Genomic DNA, 21,418 nt, shown 5'->3' with positions numbered 1-21,418 from the left:
TTTAGTATATTTAATTAAAAAAAGGAAATGAAATATATTATTTTAATTTATATCAGTTTTTTCCTGATATCGTGCAGCAGCAGGGAAGATATCATTAAATCGCCTGATGGTATTAAAACTGAGGTGACCGGAAAAGTATTTGATTTCCAAAGAAACATTCCCGTTTCAAATTATTTGGTCAGTGTGAAAACAGAATACCGCGATTACTGCGGTTACGCGAGTTGCATAAAAACAGAACAGGTTGCAAGTGTTAGAAGTGATCAAAATGGGTTGTACCGTATTTCATTTGATTATATTAATGATCCTGCGAAGCAGGATTTAAACTATTTTATTAAAGTTGAAAACAGCGATGGATATATCGCGGAAAAGATCAGCAATTCTGTAATAGATCCTGCCAAAACTAATGTTCAGGACATAAATGCCTGGAAACCTATCACTGCAAAATTTAATTTAAAGGTAAGTAATAATGCTAATCCACCGCTTTATGTTGCAACACTTTTAACTCCCGAGAGTGGAACTTTTAATAATGATATTGTTGCAGCTGATGGTAATGTTTCTGTTGAATTATTGGCAAAACCATCCTCAGTAATGTATGTGAAATTCTATTACTTTGTTGGTGGAAATTACAGTGTAATTCATAGTGTCACCAAACAGATAACAACTTCTAATGAGGAGGTTCAAAATTTTAATTTTGATATTGACTGCTCAACGTTTTAAAATTGAGTCAAAAAAATCGGTCTCAAAACATTTGAAACCGATATAAATATTGAAAAGTATAAAAACTACATAGGAAATCCGTTGAAATAGGTGATGCCATAATAAGCACTCCAGCCGGCGATCAAAATAATTAAAACCCACATCCAGACAGGAACAGTTTGTGGCGTTTCGCTTCCTTCGATGACAAAACTTTTCAGATTTCCTTTGTCGTAAGCATTTATCATTAGGGGAAAAGTCCCTTCAACGATGTCATCATCCTGTAATCCTTCAATACTAATTGCAGGTCCATTCTTTACAATGAAATTTAATTTGCGAATTCCTTCCCTGCCAGAAGGTGATCTGCTCACTATTTTCAAAGTATGATTTCCATCGGTCAGTTTCGAAGTATCAAAGTCGAAAACAATCGGAGTCTCAAGATCAGCAATCGGTTGTTGATCTTCATCGATGAAAAGCAGGACGGTGGTTTTATCTTTGGTCATCTTTTTAAATTTAATTTAAAATAGAATTTTTGATATGATCTCTATTTTTCTCGCCTGGTTTTACTAAATATTTTACGGAATAAAACAAAGTGTAAACCGTGATGATCGCGATCACTGCGACAATCATCCAATCCCATTTACTGTCCGGTCCGCTTCCATGGGTGAAACTTTGGGTAATTTTTGGCTGCTGCAGTTTGCAGGCTTCACAAGCGAAGGCAAAGTTTGCTGCCAATATGAATATAAATGAAATGACTTTTTTATAATTTTTCATAATACTATTTTTATAAGATTATACGAGCCTGTGGAAATTTATATTTTTATAAAGTTACTTGATCTCATCATATATTTTTTTAACTTCTTCTAAAGTCACTGGTTTTGCGGCATTGCCCCAACTTGATCGTTCGTGATTCATCAAAGCGGTCACCATTTCTGGAGTGAAATTAGCATTGGTCCCAACAGGCGGCATTACACCATATCCCGGTCTTCCATTGTAGCCTTTCATAATAATGGTCACATATAATTTTAAATCATCACCCAGTACAACAGGGCTTCCTTTCAATGGTGGGAAAGCCCCCGGCAAACCTAATCCGGTAGACTGGTGACAGGCAACGCAATTTCCATTATACAATTCACCGCCATCTGGTAAAGCTCCAGCTGCTACTGTTGCTGCAGCTTTTTCTGTCTGTTTGTACAAAAATTCCGGTGCTAAAATTCCATCTGGTAATTTGATCTGTTTCAAAGATAAAAGGTAAGCTACCAACTGAAGCGCTTCTTTTTTAGCAACAATTTTTTTGAATTTGTGTGCGAGAAACTTTTCGGGAACTTTAACTTCTACATCTCCTTTTGCCAAATATTCTTTCTCCTCAAATAGCCACTGAAAAGCCGGCATTATCGATTGACCGACTACTGCTCGTGGTTGATAAAGGTGTAACAAATGCCAGTCGATACTTGGTTGTCTTTCTCCAATATTAGTCAAATCCGGTCCTGTTCTTTCAGATCCTAATAAATTTGCAGTATTTCTCCAGACATCAGTTCTTTGATTTCTGGCATAATCTGCCGGAATATTTGGTCGGCTACCGAATACTTTATCCATTTCAACACTTCTTACCTGCTGAGTGTGACAAGCGATACAACCGTTTGCAACATAAAGGGCTTTTCCTGCCAATTCATCTCTAGTCAATGGTTTTGAATTGGGCAAAGGTTTATAAACCTGCTGGTTTTGAATCGCAGGTAAAATAGCAATATTTAAAGTCAAAAAAAGGAAAAATACAATTGCAGACCCAAATAGCAGTTTATGATTACTATAAAAATTCATGTGTAATTATTTAATTGGGATAAATTCAGTGTTTTGAAGTCTTTTCTTTGCTGCCAAAACTTCAGCTGGTGTAGTTGGAATTTTAATTTCGTCTCTTCCATTCACCATTTTATAAAAATTATAAGCAAAAATAAAGTGAGAGATCCACATCATGGTTCCACCAATTGCTCGCCACAACCAGAACGGCGCCATTAATACTACACTTTCTATAAAAGGTTTCTTCGCCATCCAAAGCAATCCTTTTTCGGTAGATCCTATCATTAAAGAAATAATATAAAACATTAAGCCGATCAAAGCGAGCCAGAAATGGATGCCGACCCAGATTTTTGGTGGTTCTTTCCCTGTTAATCTTGGAACGAGCGTGTAGATAAATGCCCATAACATAAAGGTAATAATTCCATACATCGTCATGTGTGAATGCGCAACCGTAAAATCGGTAAAATGCCAAACCAGGTTGGTATATCGAAATGCTTCAACAGTTCCCTGCATGGAGCCGGTAAAATAAAAAATAATTCCGATCAGATAAAAAGGAAGCGTATAACTTGATCTCAGTTGGTACCAGTTTCCTTTGAAGGTTAACAGAAAATTCGTAGTTCCAGCAACAACCGGAATCACCATTCCAACACTCGCAACAATGGCTACTGTTTGCATCCACCAGGGAATCGCACTGAAAATAAAGTGGTGGCTTCCTATTAAGGTATAGAATAAAATCTGTGTCCAGAATGCCAGAATTCCTAAACTGTAGGAATAAATAGGTCTGTTCAGTTGTTGAGGAAGGAAATAGTACATCAAACCTAAAGTCAAGAACATGAACCACATCCCAACACCTTGGTGCATGTAATATCCCTGAATAATAGTCTCGCCCAGTCCATGCTGCCAAAAAGGTAAATAAGCAACTACTAAAATTACCACGACATACATCATAGCAGCAACGATATACCAGTTGGAAACATAAATTTCTTCAGTTTTCCGCCGCGCGATCGTCATTAAATAATTGTAAAGAGAAAGTATAATTCCCGCTGCAAATAATCCCATGATCGGCCAAATATACTCGCGGTATTCACCACCTGCATTATTCATTCCCGCCATCAAAGCAATTGATCCTGAAATCACCGCTATATTCATCAGTATTAAAGAGTAATAGCCAAATTTCAAGTTGAAAATTTCAACATTACTTACTCGTGGAATAACATAATAAGATAAACCGACCATTGCAAAAGAAGACCATCCCCAGAAAACCAGATTGGTGTGGACAGGTCGAAGTCGCCCAAAACTTAGCCAACTTTGATGATCAACGTCGGGAGCAACAAATTTAATCCCAAGATATTCCCCCACAGATGTTCCAACTAAAAGCCAGAGAACAGAAAATCCTAAAAAATATAGAATTAGTTTTGAAAGTTCGGGTGAAATATAATTTTGCGCAAGTGGACTTTTTTTATGAGGAATTACGCGTATCTCATCAATTTTGTTAATGTTATTGATAATTCCTTTTGCGTCTGAAGCGGCAAGGTTTCCTGATAATTCATTTTGTGGAAGTTGATATTCGAGCTCTTTTCTTCTCTGCTCATATTGCTCAATTTCCTCCGGAGACATGGTTGCCATTTTCTTTTCAAATTCGTGCAGTTTCCTTCTGCTGATCAAATTTTTATAGGTTCCGTAGGTTTTTACGATCGCAATTACCAAACCCGCGAGAAGTGGAACCAAAACCAGCAAGATGGTCATCTGTACCCCTGATTCTCCAAATATTGAATTATTCATAAAAAATAAAGTTAGAAGACAAATCTGTCTTTTATTATGAGAAAAAAATTTTTACCTCTTCAAAAATGAAATTCCGTCAGAAACTTCCTCTGCTAAAAAACGCAGCGAAGTACCCTCTAATGTTTCTCTTATTTCTGCTCTGATCTTAACAAAACTATTGTGCATAGGGCACGGTTTAAAAGCATTACATTTCCGAAGCCCCAAAGTACAGTCTTCCAGTAATCCGTCACCATCTATTGCAAGAATGACATCCCAAAGTTTAACATCATCTAAATCTTTTTGATCTAAAAAAAAGCCGCCATTTGGTCCTTTGCTCGATCGCAGAACATTTGTTTTCGTCAGCTTCTGCAAAATTTTAGCAGTAAATGCTACCGGCGATGCAATTGCATTGGCAATTTCCATTTGACTTACCTTGCGCTCTTTTAAGGATTGTTTAGCAATATAAATAGAAGCTCGTATTCCGTATTCGCATGATTTTGAAAACATTATTTCGCTAATTTAGTACAGAAAAAAATAATAAAAGACAAATGCATCTTTTATTTTCTCTATATAATTTATTTATAAAACAGATAATTAAAATTTCGTCTTTGCATCTGCCATTTCAGGAATATGAATTTCAGTTCCAAATTCCTTGTTGAGGTTTTCAATAAAGTAAGAAGAGAGTAGTGGAGAGGCTTTTTCAATATTTTGATGAACAAAAAAATAGAGTTTTTCTAGTCCTTCATTTTTCCAGATCTTAATTCTTTCCACCCAGTCATCTAATCTCGTATAATCGCTTTCGGCATTCGCACCAACATAGCGGATAAAAGCAACAGGAGTTGTAAGTCTCATGTGTAGCATATCTCTTCTTCCAGCGGTATCTACAAGGATATTGGTGATTTTGAATTTTTCGAAAAGTTCACAGGTTTTATTAAAGATTTCTTCATCAGAAAACCATTCCTCATTTCGAAGTTCAACTGCAAGCGGAACTTCTTTCGGCCAATCCTGAATAAACTTTTCCAGCCGTTCGAAATCTTTTGGTTTGAAATTATTATGAAGCTGCAGAAATACCATTCCCAGTTTCTCATCAAAATTTAAAACCGCGGTCGCAAATTTTGTAACAACATCTGTGATATTGATTAACCGCCGGTAATGAGAAATCGTACTGGTGACTTTCGGGAAAAATTTGAAATCTGCCGGAACTTTATCGCGCCAGGTTGCAATTTGCTCTTCACTCGGCATTCCATAAAAAGTAGCGTTCAGCTCGATCGAGTTGAACTGAGTTGAATAATAGGTAAGTTCGTCTTCGGTCCCTTTTGGATAAAAGCCTTTCAGATCGGTTTTATTCCATTTTGCGCAACCAATACACATTTCAAGGCTTTTTGCTTTCGATTTTTTTAAAATTTTGGCAGTGCTTTTATGATCTTTTGGAAGAGTAAAATCAACTTGAGACGGGTCTTCAACTTGTCCGAATTTCATTTGATACGTCAATTAAAAAATAAAGATAATGAAATTTTGAAAAATCATTATCTTTATTTGATGTAAAATCGGGAATTTTGAAATACTGAATTTAAGCCAGAAATTCGATTTCTTTATCTTTCAATTTATTTTTATCAACCAGTTTCAACATCGTTTTCAACATTTTATTACGAAGTTTCGAGATTCTTCTGATATTTTTATCCTCGCTGTAATCGAAAATATTATCTTCAAAAGAGAACGTGTCGCCTTTTTTAAAAGTAATATTATTTTCTTTTAATTCCTTTAATAACATCAAATTAGTCATCGTTTCGAGCAATACATTTTCTGAAATTGAAAGCTCTTTTAACGATTTTAAGATCTGTTTTTTATATTTTTTCTTTGGATTCATTTTATATGATTTTATAACTTTGCAATAGTAAGGAATTTAAATTAATTTTAAAAAAGACAGATGCTATATTATCTAAGTTTTCTATTTTTAGTCATCAGTTCTAAATTTGATTATATTTGTTTTCGCAATGAAAAATACAGATCTTATAACGCTTATCTCCCTCGCTAAGAATAAAAATCAAAAGGCTCAAACTCAACTGATCAATCTTTTTTGGGTTGATGTTTTTAGTTTTGTGATGAAGAAAGTACAGAATGATAATGTTGCCGATGAATTAACCGTTTCCGTTTTTTCTAAAGTTCTGGCGAAACTTGATCTCTACGATCCAAATTTTCAGTTTAAAACCTGGATTTTAACCATTGCGCAAAATTCAGTTATTGATTACTGGCGAAAGAAAAGCCGCGAAAATGAAGATTCCACGGACAATTTCGATGATTTCAAAAACCATTTCGCTTTATCACCCGAAGAACTTTTAATTTCAGCTGAAGATCAGAAACAAATTGTCACCATTATAGAAAGTTTAGACTCTAAATATCAGGATATTCTTCGGTTGCGTTTTTTTGAAGAGAAAAGCATCAAGGAAATTGCGGAAGAACTCAATATTACTGTCGCCAATACAAAGGTCAGAATCATGCGTGCGAAAAAAGTACTCTCCGAATTATTGAAAACAAAGGAGTTCGAAGATTGATGAAAACAATTCCAAATTCCCTAAATTTGTAACTTACTTTTAAAGATGAACGAAACGCTTCTCGATACACCACTTCAAAAACCAAAATGGATCCGCGTAAAACTTCCGACCGGAAAAAATTACCGCGAACTTCGAACTTTGGTAGATAAATATAAACTCAACACCATTTGCCAAAGCGGAAGTTGTCCGAATATGGGCGAATGTTGGGGTGAAGGAACTGCAACTTTTATGATCCTCGGAAATATCTGCACCAGAAGTTGTGGATTTTGCGGTGTAAAAACAGGAAAACCTTTAGACGTCAACTGGGATGAACCTGAAAAAGTTGCGCGTTCTATTAAACTCATGAAAATTAAACATGCCGTTCTTACTTCTGTAGATCGCGATGATTTAAAAGATATGGGTTCTATATTATGGACTGAAACGGTGAATGCTGTTCGCAGAATTTCTCCCGGGACAACCATGGAAACATTGATTCCGGATTTTCAGGGAATCACAAAACATATCGACAGAATAATTGCGGTATCTCCCGAAGTAATTTCTCACAACATGGAAACGGTAAAACGTTTAACCAGAGAAGTTCGGATTCAGGCAAAATACGAAAGAAGTCTCGAAGTTCTCCGTTACATGAAAGAAGCCGGACAAAATCGTACGAAAACCGGTTTGATGCTTGGTTTAGGAGAAGAAAAATCGGAAGTCATGCAAACTATAGAAGATATTCGGAATGCCAACGTTGATGTGATTACCATCGGGCAATATTTACAGCCAACTAAAAAACATTTGCCTGTAAAACGTTTCGTAGACCTTGAGGAATTTGAAGAATACAAACTCTTCGCGAAAGAATTAGGTTTCCGACATGTTGAAAGTTCACCTTTGGTAAGAAGTTCTTATCACGCCGAAAAACATATTCATTAAAGGATTCAAAATACAAAATTGATAAATCGTTACCATAAAATTGGTAGCGATTTTTTCGTTACTTTTAAAACATAAAATCGAAAACAATGAAACTTCTGAAAATCTCGACACTGTTTCTCTTTTTTATGGCATTTTCCTGCAAAGATAAAACGGCTGCAGATGATACGAATTCATCTTCGGCCAATAAATTAAAAACTGAAGATGTTTCCTATAACATCGACGGAAAAAATTACAGATCTTTCGTTGCGTACACAGAAGGTTCAAAAGAAGCGAAACCTGTTTTAATGATCCTTCCCGAATGGTGGGGATTAACAGATTATGCAAAAGACCGCGCGAAACAATTGGCAGAATTAGGCTATTTCGCAATGGCGGTAGATTTATATGGCGATGGGAAAGTAGTAGATAATCCGACCGATGCTCAAAAGTTAACCGAACCTTTTTATAAAATTCCGGTGAATGCCAAAATGATATTCGATGGTGCAAAAGCGCGAATTCTCAATTTTGAAAATGCTAATTATAATAAAATCGCCGTAATCGGTTACTGTTTCGGTGGTGCGCAAGCTTTGAATATGGCAAGACAGGAAAGCGATTTGAAAGGAGTCGTAAGTTTTCACGGAAATTTAATGACTGGAATCAAACCAAAAAATAATAAAGTTCCTATTTTAGTTTGCAATGGTGCGGCAGATTCTTTTGTTTCACCAGAAGAAATTGCAGCTTTCAAAAAACAAATGGATTCTTCGCACATTAAATACACTTTCATTGATTATCCGAATGCAGTTCATTCATTCACAAATCCCGCGTCAACAGAATTAGGCAAAAAATTCAATTTAAAAGTTGCTTATAATAAAGAAGCCAATGAAAAATCTTGGAATGATATGAAGACGTTTTTAAAAGATATATTTAAATAAAAAACAAATCACTTTTAAGTTCAAGAAAGCCTTCTGAAAAAAGAGGGTTTTTTTATCGCACTTAATCTTTAGAATTTGGATCAAATGCGGTCAGGTTTTTAGACCTTAAAGCAACATTTCAACCAGATAAATCTTCATATTCACTTAAATAGTTTCGTTTAGTGAATAGAAAACAAATAAGAAGTAAAATTTAAAAGTTTGATTATCAGATCTTAATCGATTTATAGTTTTTGATATTCATGAATTTTACAAGCCAAAAACTTTATTTACAGGGTTAGAAAAAAGATCTTTGTTTTTATAATTCAAAAAAAATATTATGAAAAAGTTTTACACTCTGGCTATCGGAGTTTGTTCACTGGCGTTTGCAAATGCTCAGGTAAGTGATCTTGGCAGTTATGTTCAGGTAAGTGATGTTTCGAATACCGGCGTTGCAGTTGGTAACGTAGATGGAAGCACATTTTTTATGTGGTCTGAAGAAACTGGCGGAATAGTCATTGGAGAAGCCGGTGCAAACGGAGTTTCTGGAAATTGCAATATCACTGCTGATGGATCGATCATTTCTATGGCGCTACCAAATCCCGCAAACCAAGATAAAGAAGAAGCTGTTTTATATAAAGTTGCGAATCAGTCTCTAAATTTTCTGGGTTACTTAGGAGTTTCTTCGGGATCTGATACTTCGTCCGCTTGGGGAATGTCGTCTGACGGAAAAAACATTGTAGGATTTGCGTGGAATACGAGCTCAAAGGGAGAGGGCGTTTATTGGAAAGAAGGTGCGGCGATCGTAGGTTTGGGAAGTACAGTTGCAACAAGAAGTTCAAGAGCTGATGCGGTAAGTGCAGATGGTTCGGTGATCGTTGGCTGGCAAGATGCAAGTAACGGCATTCGTCAGGGAGCAATGTGGAAAAATGGTGTTCAGCAACTTTTAAAAGATAATGACGGAAATATTCTTGGCGCTGCTTCTGCAGTAAGTGCAGACGGAAAAACAGTTGTGGGAATAAAAAATACGACTGGGGAAGGTTATATTTGGAATGAAACCGAAGGAACCATTTTCCTAAGCAGCGATAATCCAGATTTTGTTACCAGCATGTCTGTAATATCCGATGATGGTTCCGTTGCATTGGGACTATCTTTCGATCCGACCACAAGTATTCTTTTAGGTGAAGGTTTTATCTGGACTAAAACAGGTGGAAAAGTTAATCTTAACGATTATGTTACAAGCTTAGGATATGATGATTTAAACATTGTTTTTGCGGTACCAACCGGAATTTCACCTGACGGAAAATATTTGGGCGGAATCGGAGCCAATTTTATTGAAGGTGATGCAAGAGGATTTTTAATTAAATTACCGGGAGCAGCTTTAGCTTCAAATGAAGTTTCGGTTTCCAACAAGTTAAGTGTTTATCCAAATCCTGTAAAAGACATCACGACGATAAGATCCTCCGATAAAATCCTAGGTGCAGAAGTTTACAGCACAACCGGACAATTGGTGTATTCATCCAGAACCGTTGTGGATAACAAAATTAATCTTTCAACTTTAACCAAAGGATTATACATTCTGAAAGTGAAAACAAACAAAGAAGTTCAAACCGTAAAATTGATTAAAGATTAAAAGTTTTCTTTAACTAATTAAGTTTGACCCCAAAAAAAGTACAGTTGATTTTTCAGCTGTACTTTTTTGATCTAAATGGAATTCTAAGATTCTTTGAAATATTTTCTCAGTTTCCACGCCATTTTTTCGTGTTTTTGCATCAAACCATTTAAAAAGTCCGATGTTCCGGCATCGCCATATTTATCTTCAACGACATCTAAATTTTTACGCAAAGATTTTACGATCGTTTCGTGATCACCTACCAGTTCGCGCAACATTTCCTGAACCGTCGGAACTTTCCCCGGTTTTTCTTTCAGTAGAGACATTTTCGCGAATTCAGAAGTAGTTCCGATCGCAACTCCGCCCAAAGTGCTGATTCTTTCCGCAACTTCATCAATCGCTTCTGCAACCGCAGTGTATTGATCTTCAAAAAGAAGGTGAAGTTCCATGAAATTATCTCCCGATAGATTCCAGTGAAACTTTCTCAGTTTAATATAAAGTACATTTCCATCGGCTAAAACATGGTTAAGCACATCGTTGACCGAATCTAAATTCTTCGCTGTAATTCCTAAGTTGGGTTTCATAATTTATTATTTGATTTAATATTGATTGTTTATTAATGAATCATTAATCGTTTACTTCATCACCATTTGCGCACCAGAACAGCGCATTTTCTAGATCTTCGATCGGGAAAAACCGAAATTCTCCCGGCATGATCACACTGAAAATTGCCGTGAAATTCTGCACACTATTATTATCCGTTACAATTGCCGCACGGTTCCATTTTGTAATATTTTTCAGACCCAAAAGCGCGTCCTGAAACCAGGCTCCTGCTGTAAACTGATCCAGATCGGTATCTAAAAGAAAGAGATAATTGAGCTCATCAAAAGTATTTACTTTCGCTTTTACATGCGGAAAAACCAGATTTTCAAAATCTTTGGTCGATATTTCACCGGTCGCTTTAAATGCCGCAACATTTTCGGGCACATCAGGAATGACTGTAATCATAATATTTGTTTTTTAATGTTTTTTAGAAGCACCAGGATTTCTATTTTCTTCCACGGAAAAACCCGCTTTCACTACTCGCTTCCCGATTGCATCGGGAGAGCTCAAACAGGCCGTTCAATCGGGGCTAAAATAAAATTGGTTTCTTCTTCCGAAAGGATTTCCTTCTGTTCTCAACAAGAATTGAACCATCGTTCCATCAAACATTTTTAAAAAGCGCGGATTTATAAAATCTATCATGAACAAACCAAAATAACTTTCAAATACATAAATTCTCTTTCCTAAATTCCGTAATTTTATCCGATTAAATTTAAAAATGAAAGCAGTTCTTATATCCATCGGCGACGAAATTTTATCTGGAAATACCATCGATACCAATTCTAATTTTATCGCAAATCATCTCAAAAATATCGGAATTCCTGTCCTGCAGATTTTTACCATTTCAGACACATTTGAAGCCATCCGGAAAACTTTAAAAACGGCTCACGAATTGGGCGATATCATCATTACAACCGGCGGCTTAGGACCAACGAAAGATGATAAGACTAAAATTGCTTTTGCTGCATTCTTTAATGATGAATTGGTTTTACACGACGAAACTTTTGAGCATTTAAGAAAACTATTCATCAAACGAAATCGCGAACACTTACTGGAGATCAACAGAAATCAGGCGGTTGTTTTATCCAAAGCCAGTATTTTTCAGAACGAAAATGGTTCTGCGCCCTGTCAAATGATCGAAGAAAACGGCAAAATTACCATTTGTCTTCCCGGAGTTCCGTACGAAGTAAAACCGTTGATTAAAGATAAAATAATTCCTTTTTTAAAGAACAAATTTTCTCTCAATCACCTTGAATCTCAAATAATTTCTGTCGTTAATTTCCCCGAAAGTTTATTGGCTTTAACCATTGAAGATTGGGAACTGGCGTTACCAAAAAATATTTCTCTCTCTTATTTACCCATCGGAAACCGCGTAAAACTTAGATTAACCGCAAACGGAAATGATTTAGAAGAATTAAAAAATCAACTCCAGCAGGAATCTGAAAAACTCAAGCCAATAATTGGCGACAAAGTAATCTCCTGGAATGGCAACGAAATTCAGGAGATTTTGAAAGAACTTTTAATCGAAAAAAAACTCACGCTTTCCACCGCAGAAAGCTGCACCGGCGGAGAATTAACGCGATTGATCACTTCGGTTTCCGGAAGTTCCAGCTATTTTCTGGGCGGAATAATTCCGTATGATTATCATAAAAAAATAGAGATTTTAGGCGTTTCAGAGAAAACCATTTCAGAAAAAACTGCGGTTTCAGGAGAAGTTGCTCAGGAAATGAGTTTTGGTTGTCAGAAATTATTTCACACCGACATTTCTCTTTCTACGACAGGAGTTTCAGGACCCAATTCTGATGAATTTGATAATGAGATCGGAACCGTTTTTTATTCCATTCGTGTAAAGGATTTCGAGAAAACAAACCGATTGTTTCTTCCGCATTTGGAAAGAAATGATTTTGCCAATTTTGTTTCTCAAAGAGTTTTGCAAGATCTCATCGAGATTTTAATCCAGGAAAAATTTTAGTTTGAGCTTAAAAAAACTTCAACAGAAACTGAAAAATCTCAAGCAGGAAAGTATCACGATTTACTATGCCTTGCGGGATAAACGAACGCCTTTGATCGCTAAAATCTTTGCGGGAATTACGATTGCTTATTTGTTAAGCCCCATTGATTTAATCCCAGATTTTATTCCTTTACTGGGAATTTTGGATGATTTAATTTTAGTTCCGATCCTTATCAAAATCACGGTTTCTTTAATACCAGACAATCTTTACGAAGAAATTAAAGCCAACGTTAATGCAGAAGAAAAGCTGCAAAAAAGATGGTATCTGGCAATTCCTGTGATTGCGATCTATGTTGCTCTTCTCATTTTTCTCTATTTAAAATTTTTTAATAAATGAAACTCAAATATATTTTATTGATCTTAACATTGGTTGCCACAGTATTTTCTCTAATTGGAGCAAAGGAAAATTTCACCTGGTGGCTCGAAGCTTTTCCTGTGATTCTGGGGATTTTAGCTTTAATTATTTTCCGAAAATTTCAGTTTACCAATTTAGTTTACACCGTAATTTTCATACATATTTTAGTTTTGCTTTTGGGAGCGCATTACACGTATGCAGAAGTTCCCGGTTTCAAGTGGATGAATGATCTCTTTGGCGGAACAAGAAATAATTATGATAAGATCGGTCATTTTATTCAGGGATTTTCTCCAGCTTTAATTGCGCGCGAAATTTTAATTAGAAAAGAAGTTCTTCATAAAAAATCCTGGCTTTTCTTTATTGTGATTTCAATTATTCTGGCGATCAGTGCTTTTTATGAAATGATAGAATGGTGGGTTTCTTTGTTTTCTGGCGAATCAGGCGACAGTTTTTTAGGAACGCAAGGTTATATTTGGGACACTCAAACCGATATGTTTATGGCACTTGTAGGTGGAATATTTGCATTGTTGCTCTTTGCTAAAATTCACGATAAAAAAATTCAGGAATTGCCGTAAATTAATTGCTATTAATTTTATTTAGTTGTTTTTACTTAAATTATTTAAGGTCAAATAATTAAAATCCTTTGTACAAAAAGTGTAAATCTTTTTTTTAAATTTGAAATAATTGAGCATTGAAAACGTTTATAAACTATAAATCAATTTAATTATGAACAAATTTTTCGGAAGTTTTTTAATCCTCGCTTCTCAATTTTACTTCGCACAATCGACCCGAAATGTAGGCGATTTTTCTTCGTTGAAAGTGTACGATAAGATCACAGTCGTACTTATTCATTCCGACGAAAACAAAGTCGAAACAGCAGGCGACAACGCCGATTTGGAAACGGTGAACAAAAATGGGGAACTTAAAATTCGAATGGCGCCCACCAAAATCATGCAGGGAGATCAGGTTTCTGTAAAAGTTTTCTACAAAAATCTCAATGATATTCAGGCAAGTCAGGGTTCAATCATCTCTTCTAAAGATGAAGTAGAAGGAACAATGCTTTCGCTAACTTCCAATGAAGGGTCAAAAGTAAATTTAGCAGTGAATGCAAAAACACTGAATGCGAAAATGAATTCTGGGGGTGAAATTACAGTTTCCGGCAATGCAGATCATCAGGATATTTTGGTCAATTCCGGTGCAAAATATTTAGGTAAAAATATAGAATCTCAAAGTGCTTCCGTCACCACGAACGCGGGAGGATTTGCAGAAGTGAATGTTTCTGATTCCGTAAACGCAACAACCAGAGCGGGCGGCGTTATCGATGTTTACGGTGATCCAAATGACAGACAGGTGAAAAATGTCATCGGTGGGAAAATAAACTTTAAATAAATTACAACAAAGTCATTCGAAAAGAATGACTTTTTTAGTTGGTATGCTGTAACAAATAAAAAATAATAGAGACTAAACTATAAATAGCTTTTTCAATGAAAAATATAAACATAGGTATTTTGGCTTTCGCCGGAATAATCGCCCTTAACTCTTGTGCTACAAAAGCGGTAGCAACACCAGAAACGCCTGCTACACCAATGGAAACACCAAAAGAAGTGGTAAAAGAAATGCCGGAAAAAGGTTTAGATTTCACAACGTTTGATAAATCGGTTCGTCCGCAAGATGATTTCTACGATTTTGTGAACGGTAGCTGGATGAAAACGGCAAAAATCCCTTCAGATAAATCATCTTGGGGAAGTTTTAATAAACTGGCAGAAGATACCGACAACAATTCAATGAAAATCCTGAACACGCTCTTGAACGATAAGTTTACAGACGGAAGTGAAGGCAAAAAAATTCAGGATTTGTACGGAACGTATATGAATATGGAGAAAAGAAATGCTGATGGCATCGCTCCGATCAAAGGTGATTTAGCAAAAATTGACGCTATAAAAAATGTTTCTGATCTGCAAAAATATCTCATCGAAGCGACCAGAAATGGCGAAAACCCTTTCTACGGTTGGAATGTTGATGCTGACATGAAAAACTCTCAAATGAACGCGGTTTATTTAAGCGATGCTTCGCTCGGAATGGGGCGTGATTATTACCAGAAAGTAAATGCAAAAAATACGGAAGCTTTAGCAGAATACGCGAAATATATCGCTTCAATGCTCGATGTTTTAGGTTATAAAAATTCTTCAGTTGCTGCAAATAATATCGTTGCTTTTGAGAAAAGTATCGCGCAATCTTATTTAACCAATGAGCAAATTCGAGATGCAACTTTACAGTACAATCCAGAAACGATGGCGCAGCTTTCGACAATGGTTAAAAATGTAAATCTGCCAAAATATTTGGCTGCTGTTGGCGTAAACACCGATAAAGTAATTGTTGGTGAATTAAAATATTACAAGAATTTAGATAAATTCATCAATGCCAAAAACATTCCTTTGATCAAAGATTACATGAAATTTCATATGATCTCCGGGAATGCAAGTCATCTTTCTGCGGATCTTGATCAGAAGAAATTTGAGTTTTATGGTAAATATTTGAGAGGACAACAGGAGCAAAGAGCGCAGAACAAACGTGGTTTCGAAATGATCAACGGCGTTTTGGGTGAAGCTTTCGGGAAATTGTATGTAGAAAAATATTTCCCTGCTGCTGCAAAAACTCAAATGATCGAATTGATCGATTATCTGAAAAAAAGTTTCGCTTCCCATATTACCAATTTAGCCTGGATGTCGCCTACAACGAAAGAAAAAGCTTTAAAAAAACTGAACAAGTTTACCGTAAAAGTAGCATATCCGGACAAATGGAAAGATTATTCGAAACTCACCATTAATTCCGAAAAAAATGGCGGAACTTTATACAACAATCTTCAAAATGTGACCGCTTGGCAATACCAAAAAGATTTAGACAAGATCGGTAAACCGGTTGACCGTACAGAATGGGGAATGTCGCCACAAACCGTGAATGCGTATTACAATCCTTTGAACAATGAGATCGTTTTCCCGGCTGCGATTTTACAGCCGCCTTTCTTTAATCCAGATGCAGATGCAGCCATTAATTTTGGTGGAATTGGTGCCGTAATTGGTCACGAAATGACACATGGTTTCGATGATGCAGGAGCGCAGTTTGATGCAGATGGAAATTTAGTGGATTGGTGGACTGCAGAAGATAAAGCCAACTTCGAGAAAGCTACAAAAGCTCTCGCAGCGCAGTACAGCACTTATGAACCTGTGAAAGGAACCTTCGTCAATGGTACTTTTACCAACGGTGAAAATATTGCAGATCTAGGTGGCGTAAATATTTCTTACGACGCCCTTCAAATGTATTTAAAAGACCACGGAAACCCAGGAATGATCAGTGGTTATACGCAGGATCAAAGATTCTTTATGAGTTGGGCAACCGTTTGGAGAACCCTTCAAAAAGAAGCTGCCGTATTAAACCAGGTGAAAACCGATGAGCATTCACCGGGATTATACAGAGCATTTGGTCCCTTGGTTAACACCGATGCTTTCTACAAAGCGTTCGATGTAAAAGATGGTGACAAACTTTATAAAAAACCAGAGGAAAGAATTAAAATCTGGTAATCATTTAAGATTAAATAATTAGAAAGTCACTTCATTAATTTGGAGTGACTTTTTTAGAGCGTAACCCTCGCCAAAGCTTTCCCATCACTCGGGTCGCGCTTTCCGCTATATCTTTTTTATACCGTTTGTTGAACGGCACAAAAAAGGATACCGCTGCAATCGCTTACGCAAGAAAAGAGACATTAATAAAAGCTATTTTAAAACGATAAAATAATTACTATCTTTGAAATATATCAAAAAATCATTTACGATCTTATGAAAAAAATCACCATTACTGTACTTGCTTTTTCAGGTATTATAGCCCTGAATTCGTGTTCAACCACAAAGACCGCAAAAACTGAAACTCAACAAATGCCGGTAGAAACAAAAGTAATTCCTGAAGAAGGTCTCAACCTTTCTTATATGGACACTTCTGTTCGTCCACAAGATGACTTCTTTAATTATGTCAACGGAAACTGGATGAAAACTGCCGAGATTCCTGCCGACAAAACAAGTTGGGGAAGTTTCAACGCTTTGAGAGAAGATGTCGATAATTCCTCTTTAGAGATCCTTAATAAAATCCTTACCGATAAATTCTCTGCCAATTCCGAAGGTGAGAAAATCCAGAATCTGTACGGAACTTATATGGATTGGAATAAAAGAAATGCCGACGGCATCAATCCCATCAAGAATGACCTGAATAAAATCGATGCGATCAAATCTGTTGCAGATCTGCAAAAATATCTAACCGAAGCAACCAAAACAGGTGACAATCCTTTTTACGCTTGGAGAGTGAGTGCAGACATGAAAAATTCTGTAATGAATGCCGTCTATTTTGGCGGTGCTTCACTTGGTTTAGGCCGTGATTATTATCAAAAAGACAACGAAGCGAATACCAAAACTTTAGCAGAATATAAAAATTATCTGGCGCAACTTTTCGGCGTTCTAGGCAATAAAAATGCAGATCAAACTGCGCAACGAGTTGTCGCTTTCGAAAAACAACTGGCAGGAGATTTATTGACTAATGAACAAAATCGCGACGCTAATCTTCGTTACAATCCAAAAACATTACTTGAACTTTCTAAATTGGTAACGCATATCGATTTACCCAAATATTTGAGCGATGCCGGCGTAAAAACCGATAAAGTAATCGTAAGCGAATTGAAATATTACCAGAATATGGATTCGTGGATTAACGAAAGAACGCTTCCGTTGATCAAAGATTACATGAAAGCAAGATTGGTTTCATCCAACGCTGGAAATTTAGACAAGCAGTTAGATGATATCAATTTCAATTTTTATTCTAAATTTTTGCAGGGACAACAGGAACAGCGAGCCATGAACAAAAGAGGTTTGGGCGTTATTAATGGTGTTTTAGGAGAAGCATTTGGTAAATTGTATGTAGAAAAATATTTTCCTGCAGGTGCAAAAGAACAAATGGAAACTTATATTGGCTACATCAAAAAATCTTTCCAGCAGCACATCGCAGACAACGACTGGATGTCTCCGGAAACCAAAGTGAAAGCGCAGGAAAAATTAGCAAAATTTGCTGTGAAAATTGCATATCCAGATACCTGGAAAGATTATTCAAGATTACAGTTGGAAGGACCACAAGATGGCGGAACTTATTACAAAAATCTTCAAAATATCACCGCTTGGCAATATGCGAAGAATTTAGCGAAAGTTGGACAACCGGTTGATAAAACCGAATGGGGAATGGCGCCACAAACTGTAAACGCTTACTACAGCGGCTCTAACAACGAAATCGTTTTCCCGGCTGCAATTCTTCAACCCCCGTTCTTTAATTTCAAAGCAGATCCTGCCGTGAATTTTGGTGGAATTGGTGCAGTGATCGGTCACGAGATCTCGCACGGTTTCGATGATTCAGGTTCCAGATTCGATGGCGACGGAAACCTTAATAATTGGTGGACTGATGCAGACCGAAAAAATTTCGATGCGAAAGTTGGCCAATTAGCTACTCAATATAATGCCTACGAACCAGTGAAAGGAAGTTTTGTCAACGGAAAATTCACAAGCGGAGAAAATATTGGTGATTTAGGTGGAGTAGCAGTTGCGTACACCGCGCTTCAAATGTATTTGAAAGATCACGGAAATCCAGGATTAATAAGTAATATGACGCAAGATCAAAGATTCTTCATGAGTTGGGCAACCGTTTGGAGAACCAAATCTAAAGAGGAGTTTATGGTAAATCAGGTGAAAACAGATCCACATTCTCCAGGATATTTCCGGGCATTTGGACCATTGGTGAATCAGGATTCATTCTATCAAGCATTCGATGTAAAACCAGGTGATAAATTATACAAAGCACCAGCAGAAAGAATAAAAATCTGGTAAAAAGATAAGTTTTTATTAATCACAACCCTTTCAGCCTTTCAAAGGCTGAAAGGGTTTTTTATTTTCAAAATGATCAATATTTTCGGGAAAGTAGCGCATAATTAATCTTAAAATCAAGCACAAAATCCTATATTTGTAAAAAACCACCATGTTAGATTTTCTTGAGGGAATGGATCAACTCCAAAAAATATTTTGGTATATCGCATTGATTACAAGTCTTATTTTTTTGGTTCAAACTGTTCTCACTTTTACCGGCAGTCATTCCGCAGATGTAGCAAACACCGATTTTGATGGAGATTTAAATCATGCAGATGCGCCATTTCAATTATTTTCATTAAGAAACCTGATCAACTTTCTACTCGGCTTTGGTTGGACAGGAGTTGCCTTCTTCGAAACGATAACGAACAAAATGATTTTGGTCGCGCTCGCTTTTGCGGTCGGAGTTGCTTTCGTTTTTATCTTTTTTATTCTCATCGTGCAGATCATGAAACTCACTGAAGATAATACATTCAACATCCACAATTTGACAGGAAAAAGTGGTGAAGTCTATCTGAATATTCCCGCAGAAATGTCGGGAAGAGGTAAAATATTAATTTCTGTAAATGGTGCAAACCATGAACTTCAAGCCATGACGCGTTCAGAAATGCCTTTACTCTCGAGCCGATTAGTGAAAGTCGTAGAAATTTTAGACGGTGTTCTAATCGTCACTCCAATATAATTCAAATCAATAAACTATTTATATGTCCGGAACAATTATTCTTATTTTAGTAGCGGTATTCGTATTCTTCGTTACTTTTTTAGCCCTTATTTCGCGTTACAAAAGATGTCCATCCGACAAGATCTTGGTAATTTATGGTAGAACAGGAGGAACATCTGCAAAATGTATTCACGGTGGTGGAGCTTTTGTTTGGCCGGTAATTCAGGATTACGCTTATCTGGATTTAAAACCGATTTCCATCGACACCAATTTAACGAATGCCCTTTCAAAACAAAACATTAGAATTGATGTTCCGTGTCGTTTTACAATTGCCATTTCCACAGAACCTGATACCATGGGAAATGCAGCAGAAAGATTGTTGGGTTTAGCGCCGGAACAGATTCAGGAATTGTCGAAAGATATTTTATTCGGACAATTGCGTTTGGTAATTGCGACCATGACCATTGAAGAAATTAATACCGATCGTGATAAATTTTTAGATAACATTTCTAAAAACGTCGATACCGAATTGAAGAAAATCGGTCTGAAACTGATCAACGTAAACGTTACCGATATTAGAGATGAATCAGGTTATATCGAGGCTTTAGGAAAAGAAGCTGCAGCTAAAGCGATCAACGAAGCGAAAATTTCTGTTGCAGAACAGGAAAAGATCGGGGAAACGGGAAAAGCTTCTGCTGACCGTTCAAAAGATATTGAGATCGCTGAAACAAATCGAGACCGTGATGTTCGAATTGCGGTAACTCAAAAAGACAGAGAAGTGAGTATTGCTGCTGCTGAAAAAGATGAGTCCATCGGAAAAGCAGAAGCGATGCGGGAATCCAGAATTGCAACTTCTCTTGCGAATTCAATTGCAGTCGAAGGAGAAAATCATGCAAAAATCACCATTGCAAATTCTGATGCACAAAGAAGAGAAAAAGAAGCAGAAGCTTTGAAACTTGCGATGACTGCTGAAAAAGTTCAGGCTGCCGAAGCGTTGGAAGAATCTTATTTAGCAGAACAAAAAGCAGAAACAGCAAGAGCTGAAAGAGAACGATCCACCCAACTGGCAAACGTCGTAGTTCCCGCTCAAATTTCAAAACAGAAAATAATTATCGACGCAGAAGCTGATGCAGAAAGAATTCGTTTGAATGCAAAAGGAGAAGCAGATGCTATTTTCTTAAAAATGGAAGCTGAAGCAAAAGGTCTTTATGAAATTTTGACGAAGCAGGCAGAAGGTTACGATCGAGTTGTAAAAGCTGCTGGTGGTGATGCTAAAAATGCCTTCCAATTACTATTAATCGAGAAACTTCCGGAATTGGTGAGAACTCAGGTTGAAGCCGTGAAAAATATTAAAATTGATAAGATCACCGTTTGGGACAGTGGAAATAATGCCGACGGAAACGGTTCTACCGCTAATTTTGTGTCGGGAATGATGAAAACGGTGCCGCCTTTAAACGATCTTTTCAATATGGCAGGATTAAATCTTCCTGATTATTTGAAAGGAAAATCTGAAGCAGAAACGAAACACGATATTGCAAAAACTGTTGAAAAGGTGAAGAAAGAGATCAAACCGGAAATCAAACCGGAAATCAAACCTGATTTGCCGGAAAACGATACGAATCCGACTTAAAT

At 36.6% G+C, this 21,418-nt stretch carries 22 protein-coding genes; 13 read left to right on the top strand and 9 right to left on the bottom strand.

Annotated features, from left to right (window positions below; all coding sequences use genetic code 11):
• Nucleotides 1–27: 27 nt before the first annotated feature.
• A complete protein-coding gene (locus IV494_RS07765; RefSeq protein ID WP_196079599.1) occupies nt 28–717 on the top strand; it encodes a hypothetical protein in 690 nt (229 codons plus the stop codon).
• A 65-nt stretch (nt 718–782) separates the two neighbouring features.
• Here the strand turns inward: IV494_RS07765 and IV494_RS07760 are convergent, their stop codons facing one another.
• From IV494_RS07760 to IV494_RS07730, 7 genes are all read right to left on the bottom strand, one after another.
• Nucleotides 783–1,196 (bottom strand): cytochrome C, encoded by a 414-nt coding sequence (locus IV494_RS07760; protein WP_196079598.1) that lies wholly within the window; start codon nt 1,194–1,196, stop codon nt 783–785.
• Between the two features lie 10 nt (nt 1,197–1,206).
• Nucleotides 1,207–1,467 carry a hypothetical protein gene (locus IV494_RS07755; protein WP_196079597.1) on the bottom strand — a complete coding sequence of 87 codons (261 nt, stop codon included), beginning with the start codon at nt 1,465–1,467 and terminating at the stop codon, nt 1,207–1,209.
• Nucleotides 1,468–1,521: 54 nt separating this feature from the next.
• A complete protein-coding gene (locus tag IV494_RS07750; RefSeq protein WP_196079596.1) occupies nt 1,522–2,511 on the bottom strand; it encodes a cbb3-type cytochrome c oxidase subunit II in 990 nt (329 codons plus the stop codon).
• A gap of 6 nt (nt 2,512–2,517) precedes the next feature.
• Nucleotides 2,518–4,269 carry a cbb3-type cytochrome c oxidase subunit I gene (locus IV494_RS07745; RefSeq protein ID WP_196079595.1) on the bottom strand — a complete coding sequence of 584 codons (1,752 nt, stop codon included), beginning with the start codon at nt 4,267–4,269 and terminating at the stop codon, nt 2,518–2,520.
• Between the two features lie 51 nt (nt 4,270–4,320).
• Nucleotides 4,321–4,755, bottom strand: a complete 435-nt coding sequence (locus tag IV494_RS07740; protein WP_196079594.1) for an RrF2 family transcriptional regulator — start codon at nt 4,753–4,755, stop codon at nt 4,321–4,323.
• A gap of 87 nt (nt 4,756–4,842) precedes the next feature.
• Nucleotides 4,843–5,727 carry a DUF72 domain-containing protein gene (locus IV494_RS07735; RefSeq protein ID WP_196079593.1) on the bottom strand — a complete coding sequence of 295 codons (885 nt, stop codon included), beginning with the start codon at nt 5,725–5,727 and terminating at the stop codon, nt 4,843–4,845.
• A gap of 91 nt (nt 5,728–5,818) precedes the next feature.
• Nucleotides 5,819–6,115, bottom strand: a complete 297-nt coding sequence (locus tag IV494_RS07730) for a hypothetical protein (protein ID WP_196079592.1) — start codon at nt 6,113–6,115, stop codon at nt 5,819–5,821.
• Nucleotides 6,116–6,242: 127 nt separating this feature from the next.
• Between IV494_RS07730 and IV494_RS07725 the strand changes: the two genes are divergently transcribed.
• From IV494_RS07725 to IV494_RS07710, 4 genes are all read left to right on the top strand, one after another.
• Nucleotides 6,243–6,800, top strand: a complete 558-nt coding sequence (locus IV494_RS07725) for an RNA polymerase sigma factor (protein ID WP_196079591.1) — start codon at nt 6,243–6,245, stop codon at nt 6,798–6,800.
• 45 nt (nt 6,801–6,845) lie between these two features.
• Nucleotides 6,846–7,712, top strand: a complete 867-nt coding sequence (lipA, locus tag IV494_RS07720; protein WP_196079590.1) for a lipoyl synthase — start codon at nt 6,846–6,848, stop codon at nt 7,710–7,712.
• 86 nt (nt 7,713–7,798) lie between these two features.
• On the top strand, nt 7,799–8,620 hold the full coding sequence (locus IV494_RS07715; protein ID WP_196079589.1) for a dienelactone hydrolase family protein: 822 nt from the start codon (nt 7,799–7,801) through the stop codon (nt 8,618–8,620).
• Nucleotides 8,621–8,936: 316 nt separating this feature from the next.
• Nucleotides 8,937–10,229, top strand: coding sequence for a T9SS type A sorting domain-containing protein (locus IV494_RS07710; protein WP_196079588.1), 1,293 nt, complete (start codon nt 8,937–8,939; stop codon nt 10,227–10,229).
• A gap of 83 nt (nt 10,230–10,312) precedes the next feature.
• Here IV494_RS07710 and IV494_RS07705 read toward each other — a convergent pair whose 3' ends face one another.
• Complete coding sequence (locus IV494_RS07705) at nt 10,313–10,792, bottom strand: Dps family protein (RefSeq protein ID WP_196079587.1); 480 nt, start codon at nt 10,790–10,792, stop codon at nt 10,313–10,315.
• A gap of 43 nt (nt 10,793–10,835) precedes the next feature.
• Nucleotides 10,836–11,216 carry a SpoIIAA family protein gene (locus IV494_RS07700; RefSeq protein WP_196079586.1) on the bottom strand — a complete coding sequence of 127 codons (381 nt, stop codon included), beginning with the start codon at nt 11,214–11,216 and terminating at the stop codon, nt 10,836–10,838.
• 313 nt (nt 11,217–11,529) lie between these two features.
• Between IV494_RS07700 and IV494_RS07695 the strand changes: the two genes are divergently transcribed.
• The 8 genes from IV494_RS07695 to IV494_RS07660 all read left to right on the top strand — a co-directional run bounded on the left by IV494_RS07695 (nt 11,530) and on the right by IV494_RS07660 (nt 21,416).
• Nucleotides 11,530–12,783, top strand: a complete 1,254-nt coding sequence (locus IV494_RS07695; protein ID WP_196079585.1) for a CinA family nicotinamide mononucleotide deamidase-related protein — start codon at nt 11,530–11,532, stop codon at nt 12,781–12,783.
• A 1-nt stretch (nt 12,784) separates the two neighbouring features.
• Nucleotides 12,785–13,159 carry a YkvA family protein gene (locus IV494_RS07690; RefSeq protein ID WP_196079584.1) on the top strand — a complete coding sequence of 125 codons (375 nt, stop codon included), beginning with the start codon at nt 12,785–12,787 and terminating at the stop codon, nt 13,157–13,159.
• Nucleotides 13,156–13,752, top strand: a complete 597-nt coding sequence (locus IV494_RS07685) for a DUF2238 domain-containing protein (protein ID WP_196079583.1) — start codon at nt 13,156–13,158, stop codon at nt 13,750–13,752. Before IV494_RS07690 ends, IV494_RS07685 begins: the two co-directional genes overlap by 4 nt.
• Before the next feature lie 151 nt (nt 13,753–13,903).
• Nucleotides 13,904–14,566 carry a head GIN domain-containing protein gene (locus IV494_RS07680; RefSeq protein WP_196079582.1) on the top strand — a complete coding sequence of 221 codons (663 nt, stop codon included), beginning with the start codon at nt 13,904–13,906 and terminating at the stop codon, nt 14,564–14,566.
• A gap of 95 nt (nt 14,567–14,661) precedes the next feature.
• Nucleotides 14,662–16,755 (top strand): M13 family metallopeptidase, encoded by a 2,094-nt coding sequence (locus IV494_RS07675; RefSeq protein WP_196079581.1) that lies wholly within the window; start codon nt 14,662–14,664, stop codon nt 16,753–16,755.
• Nucleotides 16,756–17,010: 255 nt separating this feature from the next.
• Nucleotides 17,011–19,089, top strand: a complete 2,079-nt coding sequence (locus IV494_RS07670; protein WP_196079580.1) for a M13 family metallopeptidase — start codon at nt 17,011–17,013, stop codon at nt 19,087–19,089.
• 148 nt (nt 19,090–19,237) lie between these two features.
• Nucleotides 19,238–19,807 (top strand): serine protease, encoded by a 570-nt coding sequence (locus IV494_RS07665; RefSeq protein ID WP_196079579.1) that lies wholly within the window; start codon nt 19,238–19,240, stop codon nt 19,805–19,807.
• Between the two features lie 22 nt (nt 19,808–19,829).
• Complete coding sequence (locus IV494_RS07660; RefSeq protein ID WP_196079578.1) at nt 19,830–21,416, top strand: flotillin family protein; 1,587 nt, start codon at nt 19,830–19,832, stop codon at nt 21,414–21,416.
• The last annotated feature ends 2 nt before the right edge of the window (nt 21,417–21,418 follow it).

Source organism: Kaistella gelatinilytica (assembly GCF_015679325.1).
In the GTDB taxonomy this organism is placed as follows: Bacteria; Bacteroidota; Bacteroidia; order Flavobacteriales; family Weeksellaceae; genus Kaistella; species Kaistella gelatinilytica.
The sequence above is the reverse complement of the archived record's forward strand: the minus strand, read 5'-3'. Positions and strand labels throughout refer to the sequence as shown.

Bases quoted from the DNA above. Each gene is read 5' to 3' on its own strand.
- IV494_RS07660 (WP_196079578.1), top strand. From the start codon at position 19,830: ATGTCCGGAACAATTATTCTTATTTTAGTAGCGGTATTCGTATTCTTC.
- IV494_RS07680 (WP_196079582.1), top strand. From the start codon at position 13,904: ATGAACAAATTTTTCGGAAGTTTTTTAATCCTCGCTTCTCAATTTTAC.
- lipA (WP_196079590.1), top strand. From the start codon at position 6,846: ATGAACGAAACGCTTCTCGATACACCACTTCAAAAACCAAAATGGATC.
- IV494_RS07695 (WP_196079585.1), top strand. From the start codon at position 11,530: ATGAAAGCAGTTCTTATATCCATCGGCGACGAAATTTTATCTGGAAAT.
- IV494_RS07715 (WP_196079589.1), top strand. From the start codon at position 7,799: ATGAAACTTCTGAAAATCTCGACACTGTTTCTCTTTTTTATGGCATTT.
- IV494_RS07685 (WP_196079583.1), top strand. From the start codon at position 13,156: ATGAAACTCAAATATATTTTATTGATCTTAACATTGGTTGCCACAGTA.
- IV494_RS07755 (WP_196079597.1), bottom strand. From the start codon at position 1,467: ATGAAAAATTATAAAAAAGTCATTTCATTTATATTCATATTGGCAGCA.
- IV494_RS07745 (WP_196079595.1), bottom strand. From the start codon at position 4,269: ATGAATAATTCAATATTTGGAGAATCAGGGGTACAGATGACCATCTTG.
- IV494_RS07740 (WP_196079594.1), bottom strand. From the start codon at position 4,755: ATGTTTTCAAAATCATGCGAATACGGAATACGAGCTTCTATTTATATT.
- IV494_RS07750 (WP_196079596.1), bottom strand. From the start codon at position 2,511: ATGAATTTTTATAGTAATCATAAACTGCTATTTGGGTCTGCAATTGTA.
- IV494_RS07665 (WP_196079579.1), top strand. From the start codon at position 19,238: ATGTTAGATTTTCTTGAGGGAATGGATCAACTCCAAAAAATATTTTGG.
- IV494_RS07710 (WP_196079588.1), top strand. From the start codon at position 8,937: ATGAAAAAGTTTTACACTCTGGCTATCGGAGTTTGTTCACTGGCGTTT.
- IV494_RS07760 (WP_196079598.1), bottom strand. From the start codon at position 1,196: ATGACCAAAGATAAAACCACCGTCCTGCTTTTCATCGATGAAGATCAA.
- IV494_RS07705 (WP_196079587.1), bottom strand. From the start codon at position 10,792: ATGAAACCCAACTTAGGAATTACAGCGAAGAATTTAGATTCGGTCAAC.
- IV494_RS07730 (WP_196079592.1), bottom strand. From the start codon at position 6,115: ATGAATCCAAAGAAAAAATATAAAAAACAGATCTTAAAATCGTTAAAA.
- IV494_RS07670 (WP_196079580.1), top strand. From the start codon at position 17,011: ATGAAAAAAATCACCATTACTGTACTTGCTTTTTCAGGTATTATAGCC.
- IV494_RS07725 (WP_196079591.1), top strand. From the start codon at position 6,243: ATGAAAAATACAGATCTTATAACGCTTATCTCCCTCGCTAAGAATAAA.
- IV494_RS07700 (WP_196079586.1), bottom strand. From the start codon at position 11,216: ATGATTACAGTCATTCCTGATGTGCCCGAAAATGTTGCGGCATTTAAA.
- IV494_RS07735 (WP_196079593.1), bottom strand. From the start codon at position 5,727: ATGAAATTCGGACAAGTTGAAGACCCGTCTCAAGTTGATTTTACTCTT.
- IV494_RS07675 (WP_196079581.1), top strand. From the start codon at position 14,662: ATGAAAAATATAAACATAGGTATTTTGGCTTTCGCCGGAATAATCGCC.
- IV494_RS07765 (WP_196079599.1), top strand. From the start codon at position 28: ATGAAATATATTATTTTAATTTATATCAGTTTTTTCCTGATATCGTGC.